The sequence below is a fragment of the Segatella copri genome, assembly GCF_026015625.1.
In the GTDB taxonomy this organism is placed as follows: Bacteria; Bacteroidota; Bacteroidia; order Bacteroidales; family Bacteroidaceae; genus Prevotella; species Prevotella copri_H.
In genome coordinates this window covers 2,232,019-2,248,386 of the sequence record NZ_JAPDVG010000001.1, presented here as the reverse complement: position 1 = coordinate 2,248,386, position 16,368 = coordinate 2,232,019, and the positions used below count along the sequence as shown (strand labels likewise).

The window sequence follows — 16,368 nt, the reverse complement described above, 5'->3', positions numbered from 1 at the left end:
GCTAATCATTTACTTTTTGGTTATTTCATTTTTAGGCATAAAAAAGGTGCGAACCGATTTCATTCTGTTCTGAAGGTTCTGGACTACCTGTACACAAAGAATGAAAATCAGCTCACACCAAAGGGTATATATCAATGTCCATCCCGCCGAAGCGGAATGGATACAATAATACACGGTTGGGTGAACAACTTCTGTCTTCGTTCTTGTGTACAATGAATTGTCCAGATTCTCAGTACGAACCAAGCATGGTTGTTTCCTTAACATGTCTGCTGCTTGTTTAGAACAGCACTGCAAATATACCATTTTTTTTCTAAAGTTGTTCATTGTGAGCTGATTTTTTTGCAAAAATAGGTGCTTTTTCTGCTTTTTCAGCGTTCCATTCCGTTCCAAGTTCAAAATATAGGGCGTTTTTAGTCGAAATATTGGCTTTTTGTGTGTTGGTTGGATTTGTTTCAGTATCTTTGCAGCATGGAACAGATATTACGTGAAATGATAGAAAAAATGGTGGGGCGCAAGATGGTTGTTCCTCGCGACTTCGCTTGGTTGAGCGAAAAGGTGGAGGAACGTACCCAGCAAAGGGTGAGTGCCTCTACGCTGCGACGATTCTGGGGATACGTGAGCGAAGGGGTTTCTGCCAGTAAGTTTACCAAGAATGTGCTGGCTAATTTTCTCGGTTATGCAGACTTTGAGGAGTTTGGATTGTCGCAAGGAACGGGAGAACGGCAGAGCCAGATGGTTATAGACAAGGAAATCTCATGCGATGATCTTTATGAGGGACAGATGCTCAAACTTTCCTGGCTGCCCGACAGAACCTGCATCATCAGGTATCAGGGAAACGGAAGTTTCAAGGTGGTGTCATCAGAAAATACCAGATTGGCGAAAGATGATACTTTTGAGTGCCATCATTTTATCAATCATGAGCCTGCTTATCTCCATGCTTGGAAACATGGAGATGATGAACCGGTTACTTACGCTATAGGTAAGAAGAACGGCATCATCGTAGAGCATTACTTAGAAGATTGAAATCTCGACAGGGTTGGCTTCACATATCTCTCAGTGGTATAAGAGGACAGTTCATAGATGATATCTGCCTTCTTGCCGTCTATGTCCTTAGAGAATGTCTGTGGATAAGTCGTTGTGATGAATTCATTACTCTTATTTACAAACTGAAAGTATGCCTCGCTCTTTTTCACAACAGACCGGATGGTGTCTATGCCGGATTCCTTCCACATCTTGTCGATAGTCTTCTTTCCCTTGGATATGAGTTCGGCGCTTTGTAAATGGGATGCAGAAGATGGCTCGGTAGCTGTTGGCTGCAGGGATTTCCGGCCATTGGAAAGTGGGGCAGGCTTCTTGGCTTGCTGGCGGATGACAGTATCCTTCTTGGCTTCGTGATGTGCCGGGGTGATGCTAATGCTCTTTTCCTGCTGATGCAGTAAAGGATAACTGATGAAACCTAATAAGATGATACAGGCCAAAGCTGCGATTCCGATACGCTTGATACCGGATAGATGCCTGTTTCTGTGAGCCATGAAATCAGCTTTGAGTTCGTCAACATTGGCATATCGCTGGGTTATGGGTGCCTTGCATCGTTTGATGATGGCAGTATACGGTTTGCTTGGAAGTATCTTTTCCAGGATACAACCGATGCTGAAGATGTCGTTGCGGATGTCTGCCTGTTGGGATGCAATCTGTTCAGGTGAGATGTAGCCCGGTGTGCCGGCAGGCTGTTTGAGAATGGCAAAGTCGTCGGTATCTGAAAGTCCGAAATCGATGAGCTTTACATGATTGCCGTTATGGGTAATCATGATATTGGAAGGTTTTAAGTCTCTGTGTACTATCTGCTTGGCATGGATATAATGCACAGCATCAAGCAACTGGAGGAAGATGTCTTCTCCCTCAGTCTTCCTACCGCTCCAGTGTTCCAGCGTGATACCATCTATCCATTCCATTACGATACAGGTACCCATTTCCGGTATTTCTTCCATGCTGTAGGCTGATACGATGTTGGGATGCTGCAGGGATATGAGGATATCGAACTCTTTGTGCAGCAGGTTCTTGTAGTTTTCGTCTTGACGGTATGGGTCCTTCAATCCTTTGAGTACCCACCATCTGCCATAGCGCTTTGCCTTGCAAAGAATGTTGAATCCTTTGCAAGGTATGGGAGTAAAGTCTGAAAATTGCTCAGACCTTCTGCTTTCTTCTATGATGATTCCAGAATATGAATCCATGTTACGCAGACTGGGTTGATAATTCGGTTGCAAAATTAACTAAATAGAGATACCCATCCCACAGAAGCGGGATGGATATTAGTATACATATTGGGGCAAACAACTGGAACTGTCATTCTTGTGTACTGCGAACTGTCCAGATTCTCAGTCCGAATTAAGCGTAGTTGCTACCTCTTTATGTCTGCCGCCATTACTAACGGCATTGCAAATATAGGCATTTTAAAAGAAATTTTCAAGCGAAAGAGAATCTTTTAGTATTCTTTAAACTTTGACGATTGGTTCAAACTCATTCCTCCCCGAGCTTATACCTTATTTCATATTGGAACTGGTTGTCGCAAATCCACTCTCTTTTTAATACCTGGCTGGTTGGCTATCAAATCACATCAAAGCGGTCTTTGCCATGGTTGTGCGGGATGGGACCGCCTGGGGATAGCTTGCTATGGGGACGCCTTACTATAGCTTGCTGATTGGAACCGCTGAGTATCTCTGAATCACAATGCAAAGATACGAAATCGGTGAGGAGGCAACTCACAGTTGCTCATACTTGCTCACAGTTGCTCATACTTTTTCATAGATTCTCTTTGCTCTGGTGTTTGTAAGCCCTTTTACATGCCTTGTTTGGTATCACTTCTAAATGCCTGGCTTGTTTGATTTTTAAGGGCTTTATGATTGGATTGCGGTTCGTAAGCCAGGGGATTACGGGGCGTAAGTGCCTGACTTTTGCATCGTAAGTGCCTGACTTTTGCACCGTAAGTCTTTGACTTTTGATTCGGAAGTAACCTGCTTCTGGATGACAGGGTGACACGTATGACAGTGATTTCTGAAGATTTACTCTCGCGCGGGCAGGCAGGAAAAATCAAGCCGAAAGTTCCTGCCTGCCCGCGTGCGAGGCGAAAAGTTGAAAAACTAGTGTCATCGTGTCACCGTGTCACCGTGAACAGAGCAGAAGATGTTTGGTATCGCTCTTTGGCTTCGGACACAAATTCCCCTGTCTCTGCCTCCGTTGGCTTTCGGAAGTAGAGATCCACAAATTACTGTTTTTGTCGTGGCGCCTCCAAAGTGGTAATCTTTTGCAAAGATAGAAAAAATAAAATAAATGAGAGTTCCCACTATGGGAACTCGTAATGATATTTATTGATTTTTAAAATCTTTTAAATGATAAAGGCTAGAATTTATACTCGATTCTCGTAAGTTGCAGAAGGAATTGGGGTGGTATCGCATTTGCAAATATATATGAAGTTCCGAAAAATGAAAATCCCCAACCTGCTATGGAAAAGCTGGTTGGGGAAATTATGATAGATTTTGCTTTCTTCAGAAAATATCCGATTGTGAATTACAATGGATACTCCTCGAAAGCGTAGAGTACAGTGCTTAAATAACGCTCACCAGTATCTGGCAAGAGGGCTACAATCTTCTTGCCCTTGTTCTCAGGACGCTTCGCAATCTCGGTGGCTGCAAAGGCGGCAGCACCTGATGAGATTCCTACCAAGAGGCCCTCGGTCTGAGCCAGGTCACGACCTGCCTTGATAGCATCATCGTTCTGAATATCCAATACCTCATCGATATATTCTGAAGAGTAAGTCTCTGGAATGAAACCGGCACCGATGCCCTGAATCTTGTGAGGACCGCTCTGTCCGCCGTTCAATACAGGCGATGTGGCAGGTTCTACGGCAATCACCTTCACGTTTGGATTCTGCTCTTTCAGGTACTTGGCGATACCCGAAATGGTTCCACCTGTTCCTACACCGGCTACGAAGATATCAATCTCGCCATCGGTATCTGCCCAGATTTCTGGTCCGGTTGTGGCATAGTGCTTGGCAGGATTGGCTGGGTTGGTAAACTGTCCCAGAATCACAGAGCCTGGGATGGAATCGCGGAGCTCCTCGGCAGCCTTGATGGCACCAGGCATTCCGTCCTTGCCGCTGGTCAATCTCACTTCTGCGCCGTAAGCCTTCACCAGGTTTCTGCGCTCCACACTCATGGTTTCTGGCATGGTGAGGATGAGGTGGTAGCCCTTTACGGCTGATACCAGAGCCAGACCTACACCCGTGTTACCGCTGGTTGGTTCAATGATGGTGGCACCTGGTTTCAGAATGCCCTTCTGCTCAGCGTCTTCGATCATCGCAAGGGCGATACGATCCTTTACGCTTCCGCCAGGATTGAAAAATTCTACCTTAGCAATCACAGGAGTCTCCAAACCCTTGGATGCTGAATACTTACCCAATTCTACCAATGGGGTCTTACCGATTAAATCAGTAATCTGTTTATATATCTTTGCCATAATGATTTTTTTAATGTTAAGTGTTGAGTGTTGAATGTTGAATGCCGTTATTGTCCGTCAGGCAATTCAACATTTAACATTCAACATTCAACACTGAAATTACTTTACGTAGGTAAATGCCTCATCGAGTGCCTCAATCAGGTCGTCGATGTTCTCGATACCGATGCTCAATCGAACGGTAGAAGGATAGATGTGCTGCTCCTCCAACTCCTCTGGGCTCAACTGAGAGTGGGTGGTTGTTGCTGGGTGGATAACCAGTGACTTCACGTCGGCTACGTTAGCCAGCAAAGAGAAGATGCGCAGGTGGTCGATGAACTCCCATGCTTCTTTCTCGCCGCCCTTGATATCGAAGGTGAAGATAGAACCTGCACCATTTGGGAAGAGCTTCTTGTAAAGTTCATGGTCTGGATGAGAAGGAACGGCTGGATGATTAACCTTAGCCACCTTAGGGTTGTTCTCCAGATACTCTACCACCTTCAATGCATTCTGAACGTGGCGCTCTACACGGAGGCTCAATGTCTCCAAGCCCTGAAGAAGAATCCAGGCGTTGAATGGAGAGATGGTTGCACCGGTATCACGAAGGATGACCGCACGGATTCTGGTTACGAAGGCTGCTGCTCCGGCTACATCTGCGAATACGGCACCATGATAAGATGGGTCTGGCTTAGCGAGAGTAGGGAACTTGTCGGCATTTGCCTTCCAGTCGAACTTACCGCCATCTACGATGACGCCACCGAGAGATGAACCGTGACCGCCGATGAATTTAGTTGCTGAGTGAACCACGATGTCTGCTCCGTGCTCGATAGGGCGGATGAGGTATGGAGTGCCGAAGGTGTTATCGATAATCAATGGGATGTTGTGGCGATGAGCAATCTCTGCCAACTTATCGATATCGGTTACATCAGAGTTAGGATTTCCGAAGGTCTCTGCATAGAGTGCCTTGGTATTGTCCTGGATGGCAGCCTCTACCTGCTCGAAGTTGCGAGGATCCACGATGGTGTAGCTGACACCCTGTGTGGATAATGTATGAGTGATGAGGTTATAAGTACCGCCGTAGATGTTGTCGGCAGCTACGATGTGGTCGCCGTTCTGAAGGATGTTCTGCAGAGCGTAGGTAACGGCGGCAGCACCAGAAGCGACAGCCAAACCTGCTACACCACCCTCGAGGGCAGCTACACGGTCTTCGAATACACCCTGAGTAGAGTTGGTCAAGCGACCATAGATATTACCTGCGTCACGGAGTCCGAATCTATCGGCAGCGTGCTGAGAGTTGCGGAACACGTAACTTGTGGTCTGGTAGATAGGCACCGCACGAGCGTCGGTAGCTGGATCTGGATTTTCCTGACCTACATGCAACTGAAGTGTCTCAAAGCGAAGTTTCTTTTCTGTACTCATAATCTATGTCCTTTCTTTAATTTTACGTTAATATTCAATCTTATTCATTTATATAAATTGTCGCCCAGTTATCCAGTCATGATTGGCATCAGACTGTTTGTTCTGATTGACGCTGCAAAGGTACGGCGATTTCCTGGATTCTGAAATAGCATATGAGTAGTATTCCTGCTACCACGTTTGTGGTATTCGGGCATTTTTTAGCAGAAAAATGGGCAAAATTACCTAATTTGGCCGTGATTTGTTACCCAATTTGGCTGTGATTTGCGAATTTCGTTACCTAATTTGGCTGTGATTTGTTACCTAATTTGGCTGTGTTTCACTTCCGAGTTTGGCCGGTAAACAGCAAAAAGTGGCGATAGGTGTGCGAAATCTATGTTTTTTTATGAGATTTCGCACACTTATCGCCACTTTTTTGAGAGAAATTACAGTCTAAATCCTAAGCCGATGGTCATCGGGTAGCACTCGGGAGCCTTGGTCTTGTTGAGCAGCGGGGTTATTCCGGCACGGGCGTAGAGCATCACTCCTGAGTAGCCGGCACGGGCCTCGAGGTTCAAGCCGATAGGGTTGAGGTTGATATCGCCTGTTTCGGTATGCTTGTGCTTGCCTATGAAGTAGCGGGAATGCTCGTGCCAGCGGTACTCTACCGATGGACCTAGCGCCAGGAAAGCATCATGGCATCCTATGCGCTTCTGCCACTCCAGCATGATAGGCAGGCGGAGCACATTGTAGCTGATATAGCTTTTCTTCAGCGTCTCGCCTTCTATCGGAGTCATTGCCGATACCCCGTTTTGGGTGCTTAATACATAATTGTCCTTGAAATGGTGGTGTACCTGTCCGATGGAGAGAGAGGAGGTGAGCGCCATTTCGTTGGAAAGGCGGAAGCAGAGACTGGTGAGGGTGATGCCCCATTCCCACGACTTGGAGTCGCGACTGTGCATCTCGTTGTTGCCTCCCATGCTTCCCCTGCTGCCTGGCAACTGGCTGCAGCCGAAGAAGAAGGTTGGATAATGACTCTCCAGACTGCGCTTGCGCTTGCTCAAGGTCTGAGGGATGAAAGGCGAGGTGACAAATACCTTTTCTACTTCCTGACCATCTACGAATTGGGTTTCGGAAATCTTGGTCATCTCGTTGCCGTTCATCTTATATATCTTCACAGAAGTCTGTTCACCATCCTGCTTGATGACGATGTTCTGGTCGTTCACTCTGATTGTGGTGTCGTTAGCCTCTACAGAGGCTGGTGCACAGTTGCTGTTGGTTTCAGCAAGGGCGAAGGCTGGCATCATGGCAGCCATCATCATTACGTTTTTGATATTCATAATACTATATTTTATGTTGTTTCTTATTCTTATTGAGAAGATTCCTGTAGGAAAATGTTGTTTCTATCTTCTGGAATAGCAGAGTTTCATGATATCTTCGGGCGACAGGTCGCCTTCGATATAAATCACGGTTCCCTTGCTTTTACTCGGGTTACTGAAGAGGATGAAGCGGTTGTTGCCATTGCTCAAGGGGGCCATCATGTAATAGCCGCTCACCATCTTGCCATTCTCCACCACCTCTCTGATTTTTTTCGCAGCCTTGCGGTCGGCTTTCAGATAGTGGGCTATTTCCGTGGCATGGTTCTTATATACCAGGCTCTTGTATATCTTGAGCCTGTAACCTTTGAGTTGCGCATTCTGCATCGTAACCATCTTGCATCCCTTGGCGTGTCCGAAGCGTTGGAATATACTTTTTACGTACAGCCCCTCCTGGGCATTAGCCGAAATCGAGGCTACTACGATAAGAAGCAGTCCGATGAAGAAGCGTTTTATCAAGTTGCATCGTTTCATATTCTATACCTTATTATATATATTATACTTTATAGTTTGATTGATTGTTTCATCTAAAAGATGAATTTATTGTTTCATCATATCCAGGGCACTGAATGGATCTTCGGAATCTGCCGAAACATCTTCCAGGGCATCCAGGGCTTCGTTATGAACGAACTCCTGGTCGGTATAAACCTTTCCATCGATAACCGCATAACATTCAGGCTGAGGCTGGGTTATCTTCTGGATGCCCACAATCAGGAATGCGATGATAACGGCGGCTGCCACAGAAGTGCCGAAATATTTGAGCCATCTGCTGCGAGAAGCTTCCTCTTTCTTTCCTTCTTTCTTTGGGATATTCTTTTCTTCATCTTCTAGAATATCCTCCTTTTCTATCTCCTTCTCTTCTTCTTTTAGAATTTGAGAAAGATTCAACTGTTCGAATCCGATATAGCTGAAGAGGGCGCGATAGGATTCCCATTCTTCCGGAATATCATTGGCATGCTCTTCGAAATATTTTCTGAGCGTTGCCTCTTCTTCATTGGAAGTGGCTCCATCCATATACTTGTCGAGCAAGTCCTGTATTCTTTTTATTTCATCATTCATAACTTTTCCTCCTTCTTTATTTTGTTCTGTTTCACGATGTTCATATAAGTCTCTCTGATTTTGAGTCGGGCTCTGGAGAGATTCTTTCGGAGATTATCGGCAGTACATCCCGTTATCTGCATGATTTCATCGGCAGTATAGCCTTCTATCTCCTTCATGCGGAATATCTGCTGCTGCAAGGGCGGGAGCTGTGCCACTATCTGCTTGATGAGATTTACCTCGTCCCGTTGCTCTGCCCGCCGGTCTTCTATGGGTACTTCCATTACCTTGTCGGTGGTGAAGTTCCGCTCCTCATGCCTGCACTGGTCATAAAACTTGTTGCGCATGATAGTGATGGCTAGAGCCTTGAGGTTGTCTTCTGCCTGGATGTTCTGGCGCATGTCCCACAGCCTGAGCATGACTTCCTGCACGAGGTCTTCGGCATTGTCGTCACTCTCAGTCAACCTTAGCGCATACGCTTTCAAGTTGCTGCGCATCGGTAGGATGATATGGTTGAATTCTTCTGTTCTCATAACCTTTACACTCTATAGACGTATGAAATTGAAAAATCGGACATCTAAGAAGAGATTTTTTTCAAAAAATGCTTTCTTTTTTCAAAGAAAAATGTTATTTTTGCAGTCATAAACATAAAATTTAGCAATCGAAAACATTATAAAACTGAATGGCTTATGGCATCTGTAGTTTCTATTATTCCCATCGTGTTGCTGTTCATCCTGATGCTCGGCTTCAAGATGGCAGGTCATAAAAGCGCCTTGCTGACGCTCGTAATTACCGTGTTGCTCGCTCTCTTCGCTGCTTCGCCGCTAGGCATGATTGCTCCGGAACATGCGGAGGATAGCGTGATCGCCCTGACGGGATGGGCGGTGGTGGAAGGCATCCTGAAGGCGGTATTCCCGATTCTCATCATCATCCTGATGGCTATCTACAGCTATAATATCCTGGTGGAAAGCAAGCAGATAGAGGTAATCAAGAAGCAGTTTACATCGATTACCGATGATAAAGGACTGCTCGTGCTGCTCCTTGTATGGGGATTCGGTGGACTGCTCGAAGGTATGGCGGGCTTCGGAACGGCGGTGGCGATACCTGCTGCCATCCTCATCGGACTCGGCTTCAAACCGATGTTCTCGGCTCTGGTTTCCTTAATCGGTAATACCGTGGCTACGGGATTTGGTGCCGTGGGCGTGCCGGTTACTACGCTCTGTAACGAGGTGGCGGAAAGCGGATCGGCTTCGGCGGCACAGATTTGCGAGACTTCGGCTTTCGCCATTATCCAGCTGGCACCTCTCTTTATCATCCTGCCTTTCATCATCCTGACGCTTACCGATAAGCACAATCTTATCAAGAATCTCATCATCGCCCTCTGGGTGGGAGTGATTTCCGTGGTAGTGCAGTTGTCTGCGGCTATTATCTCGGTTCGGAGACTCCAGCCATCATCGGTTCGCTGGCTGCCATTATCGCCATCATCGCATACGCCAAGGTATTTGCCAGAAAGAGCAAGGTGCAGGATAAGGAAACCTTTACACTTGCCGAAAGCCTGAAGGCATGGAGCGTTTACCTTTTTATATTGATATTCATCCTGGTTTCCGGAGCACTCTGTCCTCCGGTCAATGCTTTCCTCAAGAGTCATCTGGTGAGTGCGGTTCATCTGCCAGTGCTCGACAGCACTTTTAAGTTTGGCTGGATATCCAATGCGGGCCTGATGCTCTTCCTGGGTGCTACGATTGGTGGATTGATTCAGGGATTGAGCCTTAAGAGATTGATGGTGATTCTTGCCCGTACCACGGTGAATCTGCGTAAGACGGTGGTGACCATCTGTTCGCTGATAGCCCTGGCAAGCGTGATGAACTATTCGGGAATGATTACTGCCATCGCCTCCGGACTGGTGGCAGTAACGGGAGATTTCTATCCTCTGGTTGCGCCGATGATTGGTGCAATCGGAACCTTCGTAACGGGTTCTGATACCTCTTCGAATATCCTCTTTGCCAAGCTCCAGGCTCATGTTGCCAATCAGTTGGGTATGACGGGGCAGAGCACATTCTTTGGTATGGAGGGTGGTCAGGAAAACTGGCTGGTTGCTGCCAACACCACGGGAGCCACGGGTGGCAAGATGATCAGTCCGCAGAGCATCGCCATTGCGACTGCAGCCTGCGATATGGAGGGAAAGGATGGAGAGATTCTCCGTTCGGCCATCCCATACGCCCTGCTTTATATCGTATTGGGCGGACTGATGGTTTACTTCGGTTGCTGATTTTCTTTTCTTATATAAAAAACTGTCCTCATCTGTTATTTCAGATGGGGACAGTTTCAGTTTTATAAATCGACATTATATCTTTTAAGCATGTCTTTTCTCGTAAGCCAGGCTGTGGTCGTGCTTGTCGATATCATGCTTCGACTTGCTCTTTACCACGAGCCATACACCAGAGAATACGAGGATGGCGGCGATGGCCTGCATACCCTTGAATACGGCGAGACCCACGATAACACTCACGGTAACCGATACCAGCGGCTGCACATAATTATATACACTTACCACGGTAGGGCGCAACGTCTTCTGACCAATCATCATGCAGATGTAACCCAGATAGGTGCCGAAGAGAACCACGTAGCCCGTTTCCCACCAGGTGCTCATCGGAACATGGGCAAAGTCGATGCTCACCACGTGGCTGATGGTGAAAGGCCATATCAGAACCGTTGCCCAGAGGAACATCCACTTGTTGATGGTGAAGAGCGAATACTTAGACAGCAGGTTCTTGAAGAGCGACAGGTAGAGGGCGAAAGAAAGCTGCGCCGACATACAGAGCAGGTCACCCCAGATGTTTCCCACTTTGGCATTGCCTGCTGTGGCACTTGTCGTGATGATGATGACAGCACCAGCACATCCCATCAGCACGCCGAGCGCCTTCTTCCAGGTGATAGGCTCCTTCAATATCAGGAAGGAGAGAATCATGGCGAAGATAGGCATCGAGGTGGTCATAATGCTGGAATTGCTAGGCGAGGTCATGTTCAGACCGATGGTGTAAGAACACTGGTTGAACACGAGGGCGAAGAGCCCGGCAGCAGCAAACTTGAAGATGTCTTTTACTGGAACATGCTCTTTCTTGGTGAATAATGAGGTGAGCCAGAAGAGAAGGGCACCACCCAATACACGGAAGCTCACCAGGTCGATGCCGTCGATGCCGTGAAGCATGGCATCCTTGCCTACGGGAGCCATCAGTCCCCAGAATGCGCCGGAACAGAAGAGGCACAGGTGGGCGATAAGAGGTCGTTTGTTATCCATTTTTTCCTTATTTCTATTTAAATCTTCCTATTTTTGAATAAAATCGAGTGCAAAGGTACAAAAATTCGAGGAATTTTGCTATATTTGCGGTATATTTTTTGAAACTTAAAGGAGTTAAGAAGTTAAGACAATAGTCTTTTTCTGTTCTTGACTATTAAAGATAGGAGATTATTCTTATGCAGAAATATGCTGATTATATCAAACAGATAGAGATTGAATCTCTCTGGAGCGGTACCAAACATATTCTTTGGAACCTCGACCGCCGTGTCAATATCCTGAGTGGTGTAAACGGCGTGGGCAAGAGTACTATATTGAATAAGGTGGTAAAGGGTTTGGCAGCTGGCGGTGAATTCCCTAGTCACATGATCAAAGGTGTGCATCTGAAGGTGGAGCCGGAGGAGGCAAAGTGGATTAGATATGATGTAATCCGCTCAGTAGATAGACCATTGATGAATGCCGAGATGATCAACAAGATAGACCTTACCCTGGTTACCGAACTCGACTGGCAGCTCTTCCAGTTGCAGCGCAAGTATCTGGATTACCAGGTGAACATAGGCAACCGCATCATCGCCGTCTTGCAGAGTGGCGAACCGGATGCAGCCTTCAAGGCTCAGAAACTGAGTGAACCGAAGAAGATGTTCCAGGATATGGTAGATAATCTTTTCAAGGATACCGGCAAGACCATCATTCGTACAGCCAACGAAATCCGCTTCAACCAGATAGGTGAGCAGCTCTCGCCTTATCAGCTCTCGGCTGGTGAGAAGCAGATTCTCGCCATCCTCCTCACCGTGCTGGTGGAGGACAACCAGTCATACGTCCTCTTTATGGATGAGCCGGAAATCAGCCTTCATTTCGAATGGCAGAAGCAGCTCATCGGTCTGGTGCTGCAGCTTAATCCGAATATCCAGATCATCATGACCACCCACAGTCCTGCTGTGGTCATGGATGGATGGACCGATAGGGTGACGGATGTGAATGATATTACGATTTCGTAATGTTGAATGTTAAGTGTTGAATGTTGATTTTTTCAGCTTATGGCTAAACGTTTAACCGATAATATCAATTCCCAGTTCTTCGAGGCAGCCAACAGGATGACCTCGAAGAAGGCTCGGCGCAAGATTGTGGCTTACGTCGAGAGCTATGATGATGTCTTCTTCTGGCGTTCTGTACTGGGAAAGTTTGAGAATGAAAAACGCTATTTTGATATCATGCTGCCTACCCGTAACCAGCATTTAGACCGAGGCAAGAAGGCTGCTATCTCCAGTATGCTGAAGGGAGTAGGTAGGGATATGATAGCCTGTGTAGATGCCGATTACGATTATCTGCGTCAGGGCTCAACCGAGTCTTCCCAGCAGATGTTGGAGAATCCTTACATCTTCCATACCTATGCCTATGCCATTGAAAACTTCCAATGTTATGCCAGAGGATTGCACGAAACCTGTGTGATGGTGACGCTCAACGACCGTCGCATCTTCGATTTCGAGCGTTTTCTTGAGTCCTATTCCCGTACCATATGGCCCCTCTTTTTATGGCACATGCTGTTTTATGTTCGTCATCGCAAGATGTCGATGCATTTTGATATGGCGGAGTTTGATAAGGTCATCATGCTGCCTTCTGTCCGAATCCAGGATCCTAAATGGGCGATAGATTATTTGGGAAAGAAGGTGCGGGCAAAGCTGTTCCAGCTGGAGCGCCGCTTCAAGAAGTTTAAGGATGAGTTGGATGAAATGGCTCTTTACCTCAACAATCTGGGTGTAAACGAGAGCAATACCTATTTATATATTCAGGGTCATCATCTCTTCGACCTGGTAGTTAGTCCTATCGTCCAGAGCGTCTGTGATGCTTTGCGCAACGATAGGGAGAATGAAATCCGCGACCGTGCCCTCCATTCCGAGCAGGCCCGCACCGAAATGGCATGTTATGAGAATAGTCTGGGCAAGGTGAAGATGATGATGAAGAAGAACACCTTCTACCAGTTCTCTCCCGAATTCCAGAAGATTCAGGCGGATGTGGAAAAGTATTTGGAAAGGTAAAAAAGGTAAAAAGTAAAAAAGGTAAAAGGGTAAAAAAGTAAAAAGAGCCTGGCGGGATGTCATCTGCCTGCTTTCTTTTTACCTTTTTACTTTTTTACCTTTTTACCTTTAAAATTATACGTATGTCTCCAGGAACTTCAAGGTTCCTTCTATCTTCAATGTCTTGGTGCTGGCAGGAACAACGATGCTTTCGCCGCCCTGGAACGTAATCTCGTTACCTTCGTTGTCGGTAATCTTAGCCTCACCCTTCAAGCCAATCAGAATCACGAAGCTGTCCAATTCTGAATAATCCAGCGTCATTGGCTCATCGAGATCATAAACGGCTGTGGTGAAGTAAGGGCACTGCACCATGCTTACACCCTGGTTCTTGGCAGGAGTGTAGTGCTGGCGATAGTCTGGCAATACGGTGTAGTCGATGCACTCAGCAGCCTCCTTGGTGTGGAGCTGGCGATAGTTGCCATCCTTGTCCTTGCGTTTGAAGTCGTAGATGCGATAGGTAACATCGCTGGTCTGCTGAATCTCGACAACGAAACAGCCTGTTCCGATGGTGTGGATTCTGCCGGCTGGGATAAAGAAACAGTCACCTTCCTTCACGTTATACTGAGCCAGGGCATCGGTGATGGTATCATTCTCCACCATCTCCTTGTACTGCTCAGGAGTAATCTGCATCTTCAAGCCGTTGTAGAGTTTGGCATCCGGCTCGCATGGCAGCGCATACCACATCTCGGTCTTGCCGCGTTCCTTACCTTGCTTCTTGGCAATTTCATCATTAGGATGCACCTGGATAGAGAGGTCGCGGTTGGCATCGATAAACTTGATGAGCAGTGGAAACTCATTGCCGAAACGCTTGTAGTTCTCTTCTCCGAGGAAGCTTCCCTTCCGTTCTGCAACAACCTCGTTGAGGCTCTTGCCCTGCATCTCGCCATCGGCTACGATGCTTTCATTTCCTGGTACTCCAGAGATTTCCCAGCTTTCTCCCACATTCTCTTGCTTTACGTCGAGATGCTTGAAAGTGATAATCTTACTGCCACCCCAGATGGTGGATTTTAATAGCGGTTGAAATTTTAATGGTTTCATTATTACCTATATTTAGTTTATAAATGTACTCTTCAGTACGGTTTCTTACTCTCAGGTAAGGCTCTTGCTGAACCTATACCTTATTATATATAACGCTTTTTGTGCGAAATATACTTAGTCTAGTAAGCGTATTTCTTACTTCAAATATCAACTTCTCTTTTATTTTCTAACTCCCCCTCTGGGTATGTTAGTTCTCTCTCCAGAATGCTGGTGTAAAGATAACCAGCACACTGAATATTTCCAGACGACCGATGAGCATCATCAGCGAGCAGAACCATTTTGCCACATCCGGCAGTTCGCTCCACGACATGGTTGGTCCGATTTCCGTACCCAGCGTAGGTCCCACATTACCCACACAACTCAGGGTGATGGTGATGGCATTGGTATTGTCGATGCCCATGGCTATCATCGTGAACGATATCACCAGACAGATGATGAGATAAGTGGTGAGGAAGGCAAGCAGCGTAACACGCTTCTGCATCGGTACGTTCACACCATCAATCTTCAATGGCAGCACGGCGTTAGGATGCAGAATCTGGCGGAATTCATTCTTCACCATTCTTACCAGCATCACGCCACGGATACATTTCAAACCTCCACTCGTACTGCCCGAGCAGGCTCCGAAGAACATGCAGGCTGCCAATACCACCCAGGTAACATGAGGCCACACAGCAGCATCGTCGTTAAACAGACCGGTGGTGGTGATGAAAGAAACCACCTGGAAGATAGCACTTCTGAAGGCATGCTCCACATCGTAGTTGCGCATCACCATCAGCTCTACCATGATGAAGGCGCTGAATGCAGCAACCAGGAATGCATAGAACTTAAACTCTGAGTTCTTGAACAGATCCTTGATTTTAAACTTGATGACGGCTGCATAGAGCAGGGTGAAGTTCACACCCGACAGGAAACAGAAGAACGTACAGATGTATTCCAGCGCTGGTGAATGGAAGAACTCGGTACTGCTGTTGTGGGTAGCGAAACCACCCGTTGCCGTCGTGCTCATCGCATAGTTGAAACTGTCGAAGAGATTCATTCCCGCCACATAGTAGGATATGATGCAGGCGATGGTGAGCATCAGATAGATACTCCATATCCATTTTGCCGAAGTGGAAAGACGGGGATGAAGCTTGGTCTTGATAGGACCTGTAGCCTCGGCAGCAAACACCTTGGTCTGTCCTCCTACAAGCGATGGCAGCAGGGCGATGGTGAAGAACACGATTCCCAGACCGCCTATCCATTGGGTGAGCGAACGCCAGAAGAGCAGTCCGTGGGGGAAACATTCTACATCGTCTAATATCGTGGCTCCCGTTGTCGTAAATCCCGACATGGTTTCAAAGTAGGCATCGGTAAAGTTGTTGATGTATCCACTCACCATGAAGGGGAGGGTTCCGAAGAAACTGAATACAATCCATGAGAGCGTTACCACGAGATAGGCATCACGGCGCGACATTGAGTTATCGGCTCCGTGTCCTCGCCATTTCAGCACCAGTCCGCCTCCGATGGTGGTAAGTGTTGCCACAATGAAGGCAAAGATGTCGTCCTGCTGGTAATAGAAAGCTACCAGCAGACTGACGAAGAGCAGGAATGCTTCTATGAAAAGCAGTTGCCCTAAAATCTTATATATTAATTTTCTGTTTATCATATATGAAGTATTTCTCTA

General features: G+C 46.8%; 13 protein-coding genes and 1 pseudogene. 4 read left to right on the top strand and 10 right to left on the bottom strand.

All coding sequences use genetic code 11. The features are described from left to right. Positions 1–468 precede the first annotated feature (468 nt). A complete protein-coding gene (locus tag ONT19_RS09615; protein WP_264952599.1) occupies positions 469–1,023 on the top strand; it encodes a hypothetical protein in 555 nt (184 codons plus the stop codon). On the opposite strand, the gene ONT19_RS09610 is transcribed toward ONT19_RS09615, so the two are convergent. The 7 genes from ONT19_RS09610 to ONT19_RS09580 all read right to left on the bottom strand — a co-directional run bounded on the left by ONT19_RS09610 (position 1,008) and on the right by ONT19_RS09580 (position 8,830). Beyond that, a complete protein-coding gene (locus tag ONT19_RS09610; RefSeq protein WP_264952600.1) occupies positions 1,008–2,231 on the bottom strand; it encodes a serine/threonine-protein kinase in 1,224 nt (407 codons plus the stop codon). The genes ONT19_RS09615 and ONT19_RS09610 overlap by 16 nt on opposite strands. A gap of 1,333 nt (positions 2,232–3,564) precedes the next feature. Next, positions 3,565–4,512, bottom strand: coding sequence for a cysteine synthase A (gene cysK, locus ONT19_RS09605; RefSeq protein WP_118085561.1), 948 nt, complete (start codon positions 4,510–4,512; stop codon positions 3,565–3,567). 99 nt (positions 4,513–4,611) lie between these two features. Further along, the gene (locus tag ONT19_RS09600; RefSeq protein ID WP_217745900.1) at positions 4,612–5,907 is read right to left on the bottom strand and encodes an O-acetylhomoserine aminocarboxypropyltransferase/cysteine synthase family protein; all 1,296 of its coding nucleotides are present in this window, start codon (positions 5,905–5,907) and stop codon (positions 4,612–4,614) included. A 422-nt stretch (positions 5,908–6,329) separates the two neighbouring features. Further along, positions 6,330–7,223, bottom strand: coding sequence for a hypothetical protein (locus ONT19_RS09595; protein ID WP_264952601.1), 894 nt, complete (start codon positions 7,221–7,223; stop codon positions 6,330–6,332). A gap of 63 nt (positions 7,224–7,286) precedes the next feature. Continuing rightward, on the bottom strand, positions 7,287–7,733 hold the full coding sequence (locus ONT19_RS09590) for a DUF6108 family protein (protein ID WP_264952602.1): 447 nt from the start codon (positions 7,731–7,733) through the stop codon (positions 7,287–7,289). A 66-nt stretch (positions 7,734–7,799) separates the two neighbouring features. After that, positions 7,800–8,318, bottom strand: a complete 519-nt coding sequence (locus tag ONT19_RS09585) for a hypothetical protein (protein WP_264952603.1) — start codon at positions 8,316–8,318, stop codon at positions 7,800–7,802. Then, positions 8,315–8,830 carry an RNA polymerase sigma factor gene (locus ONT19_RS09580; protein WP_218458986.1) on the bottom strand — a complete coding sequence of 172 codons (516 nt, stop codon included), beginning with the start codon at positions 8,828–8,830 and terminating at the stop codon, positions 8,315–8,317. Before ONT19_RS09580 ends, ONT19_RS09585 begins: the two co-directional genes overlap by 4 nt. Positions 8,831–8,986: 156 nt before the next feature. Between ONT19_RS09580 and ONT19_RS09575 the strand changes: the two are divergent. After that, a pseudogene (locus ONT19_RS09575) lies at positions 8,987–10,566 on the top strand (L-lactate permease). An 84-nt stretch (positions 10,567–10,650) separates the two neighbouring features. On the opposite strand, the gene ONT19_RS09570 reads toward ONT19_RS09575, so the two are convergent. Continuing rightward, complete coding sequence (locus ONT19_RS09570; protein WP_119228851.1) at positions 10,651–11,595, bottom strand: DMT family transporter; 945 nt, start codon at positions 11,593–11,595, stop codon at positions 10,651–10,653. Positions 11,596–11,771: 176 nt separating this feature from the next. Between ONT19_RS09570 and ONT19_RS09565 the strand changes: the two genes are divergently transcribed. Both ONT19_RS09565 and ONT19_RS09560 read left to right on the top strand, forming a co-directional pair. Next, on the top strand, positions 11,772–12,590 hold the full coding sequence (locus tag ONT19_RS09565; RefSeq protein WP_022121034.1) for an AAA family ATPase: 819 nt from the start codon (positions 11,772–11,774) through the stop codon (positions 12,588–12,590). Positions 12,591–12,629: 39 nt separating this feature from the next. Further along, complete coding sequence (locus ONT19_RS09560; protein ID WP_118255590.1) at positions 12,630–13,628, top strand: DUF4435 domain-containing protein; 999 nt, start codon at positions 12,630–12,632, stop codon at positions 13,626–13,628. A 114-nt stretch (positions 13,629–13,742) separates the two neighbouring features. On the opposite strand, the gene ONT19_RS09555 is transcribed toward ONT19_RS09560, so the two are convergent. Beyond that, positions 13,743–14,705: a type I phosphomannose isomerase catalytic subunit gene (locus tag ONT19_RS09555; RefSeq protein ID WP_119228850.1), complete on the bottom strand. Its 963-nt coding sequence runs from the start codon at positions 14,703–14,705 to the stop codon at positions 13,743–13,745. Positions 14,706–14,892: 187 nt separating this feature from the next. Beyond that, on the bottom strand, positions 14,893–16,350 hold the full coding sequence (locus ONT19_RS09550; protein WP_264952604.1) for a TrkH family potassium uptake protein: 1,458 nt from the start codon (positions 16,348–16,350) through the stop codon (positions 14,893–14,895). Positions 16,351–16,368: the final 18 nt, after the last annotated feature.

What these genes read in the sequence shown, in the direction of transcription:
- ONT19_RS09550 (WP_264952604.1), bottom strand. Translation starts at nt 16,350, where the DNA reads ATGATAAACAGAAAATTAATATATAAGATTTTAGGGCAACTGCTTTTC.
- ONT19_RS09600 (WP_217745900.1), bottom strand. Translation starts at nt 5,907, where the DNA reads ATGAGTACAGAAAAGAAACTTCGCTTTGAGACACTTCAGTTGCATGTA.
- ONT19_RS09580 (WP_218458986.1), bottom strand. Translation starts at nt 8,830, where the DNA reads ATGAGAACAGAAGAATTCAACCATATCATCCTACCGATGCGCAGCAAC.
- ONT19_RS09560 (WP_118255590.1), top strand. Translation starts at nt 12,630, where the DNA reads ATGGCTAAACGTTTAACCGATAATATCAATTCCCAGTTCTTCGAGGCA.
- ONT19_RS09595 (WP_264952601.1), bottom strand. Translation starts at nt 7,223, where the DNA reads ATGAATATCAAAAACGTAATGATGATGGCTGCCATGATGCCAGCCTTC.
- ONT19_RS09565 (WP_022121034.1), top strand. Translation starts at nt 11,772, where the DNA reads ATGCAGAAATATGCTGATTATATCAAACAGATAGAGATTGAATCTCTC.
- ONT19_RS09555 (WP_119228850.1), bottom strand. Translation starts at nt 14,705, where the DNA reads ATGAAACCATTAAAATTTCAACCGCTATTAAAATCCACCATCTGGGGT.
- ONT19_RS09615 (WP_264952599.1), top strand. Translation starts at nt 469, where the DNA reads ATGGAACAGATATTACGTGAAATGATAGAAAAAATGGTGGGGCGCAAG.
- ONT19_RS09590 (WP_264952602.1), bottom strand. Translation starts at nt 7,733, where the DNA reads ATGAAACGATGCAACTTGATAAAACGCTTCTTCATCGGACTGCTTCTT.
- ONT19_RS09570 (WP_119228851.1), bottom strand. Translation starts at nt 11,595, where the DNA reads ATGGATAACAAACGACCTCTTATCGCCCACCTGTGCCTCTTCTGTTCC.
- cysK (WP_118085561.1), bottom strand. Translation starts at nt 4,512, where the DNA reads ATGGCAAAGATATATAAACAGATTACTGATTTAATCGGTAAGACCCCA.
- ONT19_RS09610 (WP_264952600.1), bottom strand. Translation starts at nt 2,231, where the DNA reads ATGGATTCATATTCTGGAATCATCATAGAAGAAAGCAGAAGGTCTGAG.
- ONT19_RS09585 (WP_264952603.1), bottom strand. Translation starts at nt 8,318, where the DNA reads ATGAATGATGAAATAAAAAGAATACAGGACTTGCTCGACAAGTATATG.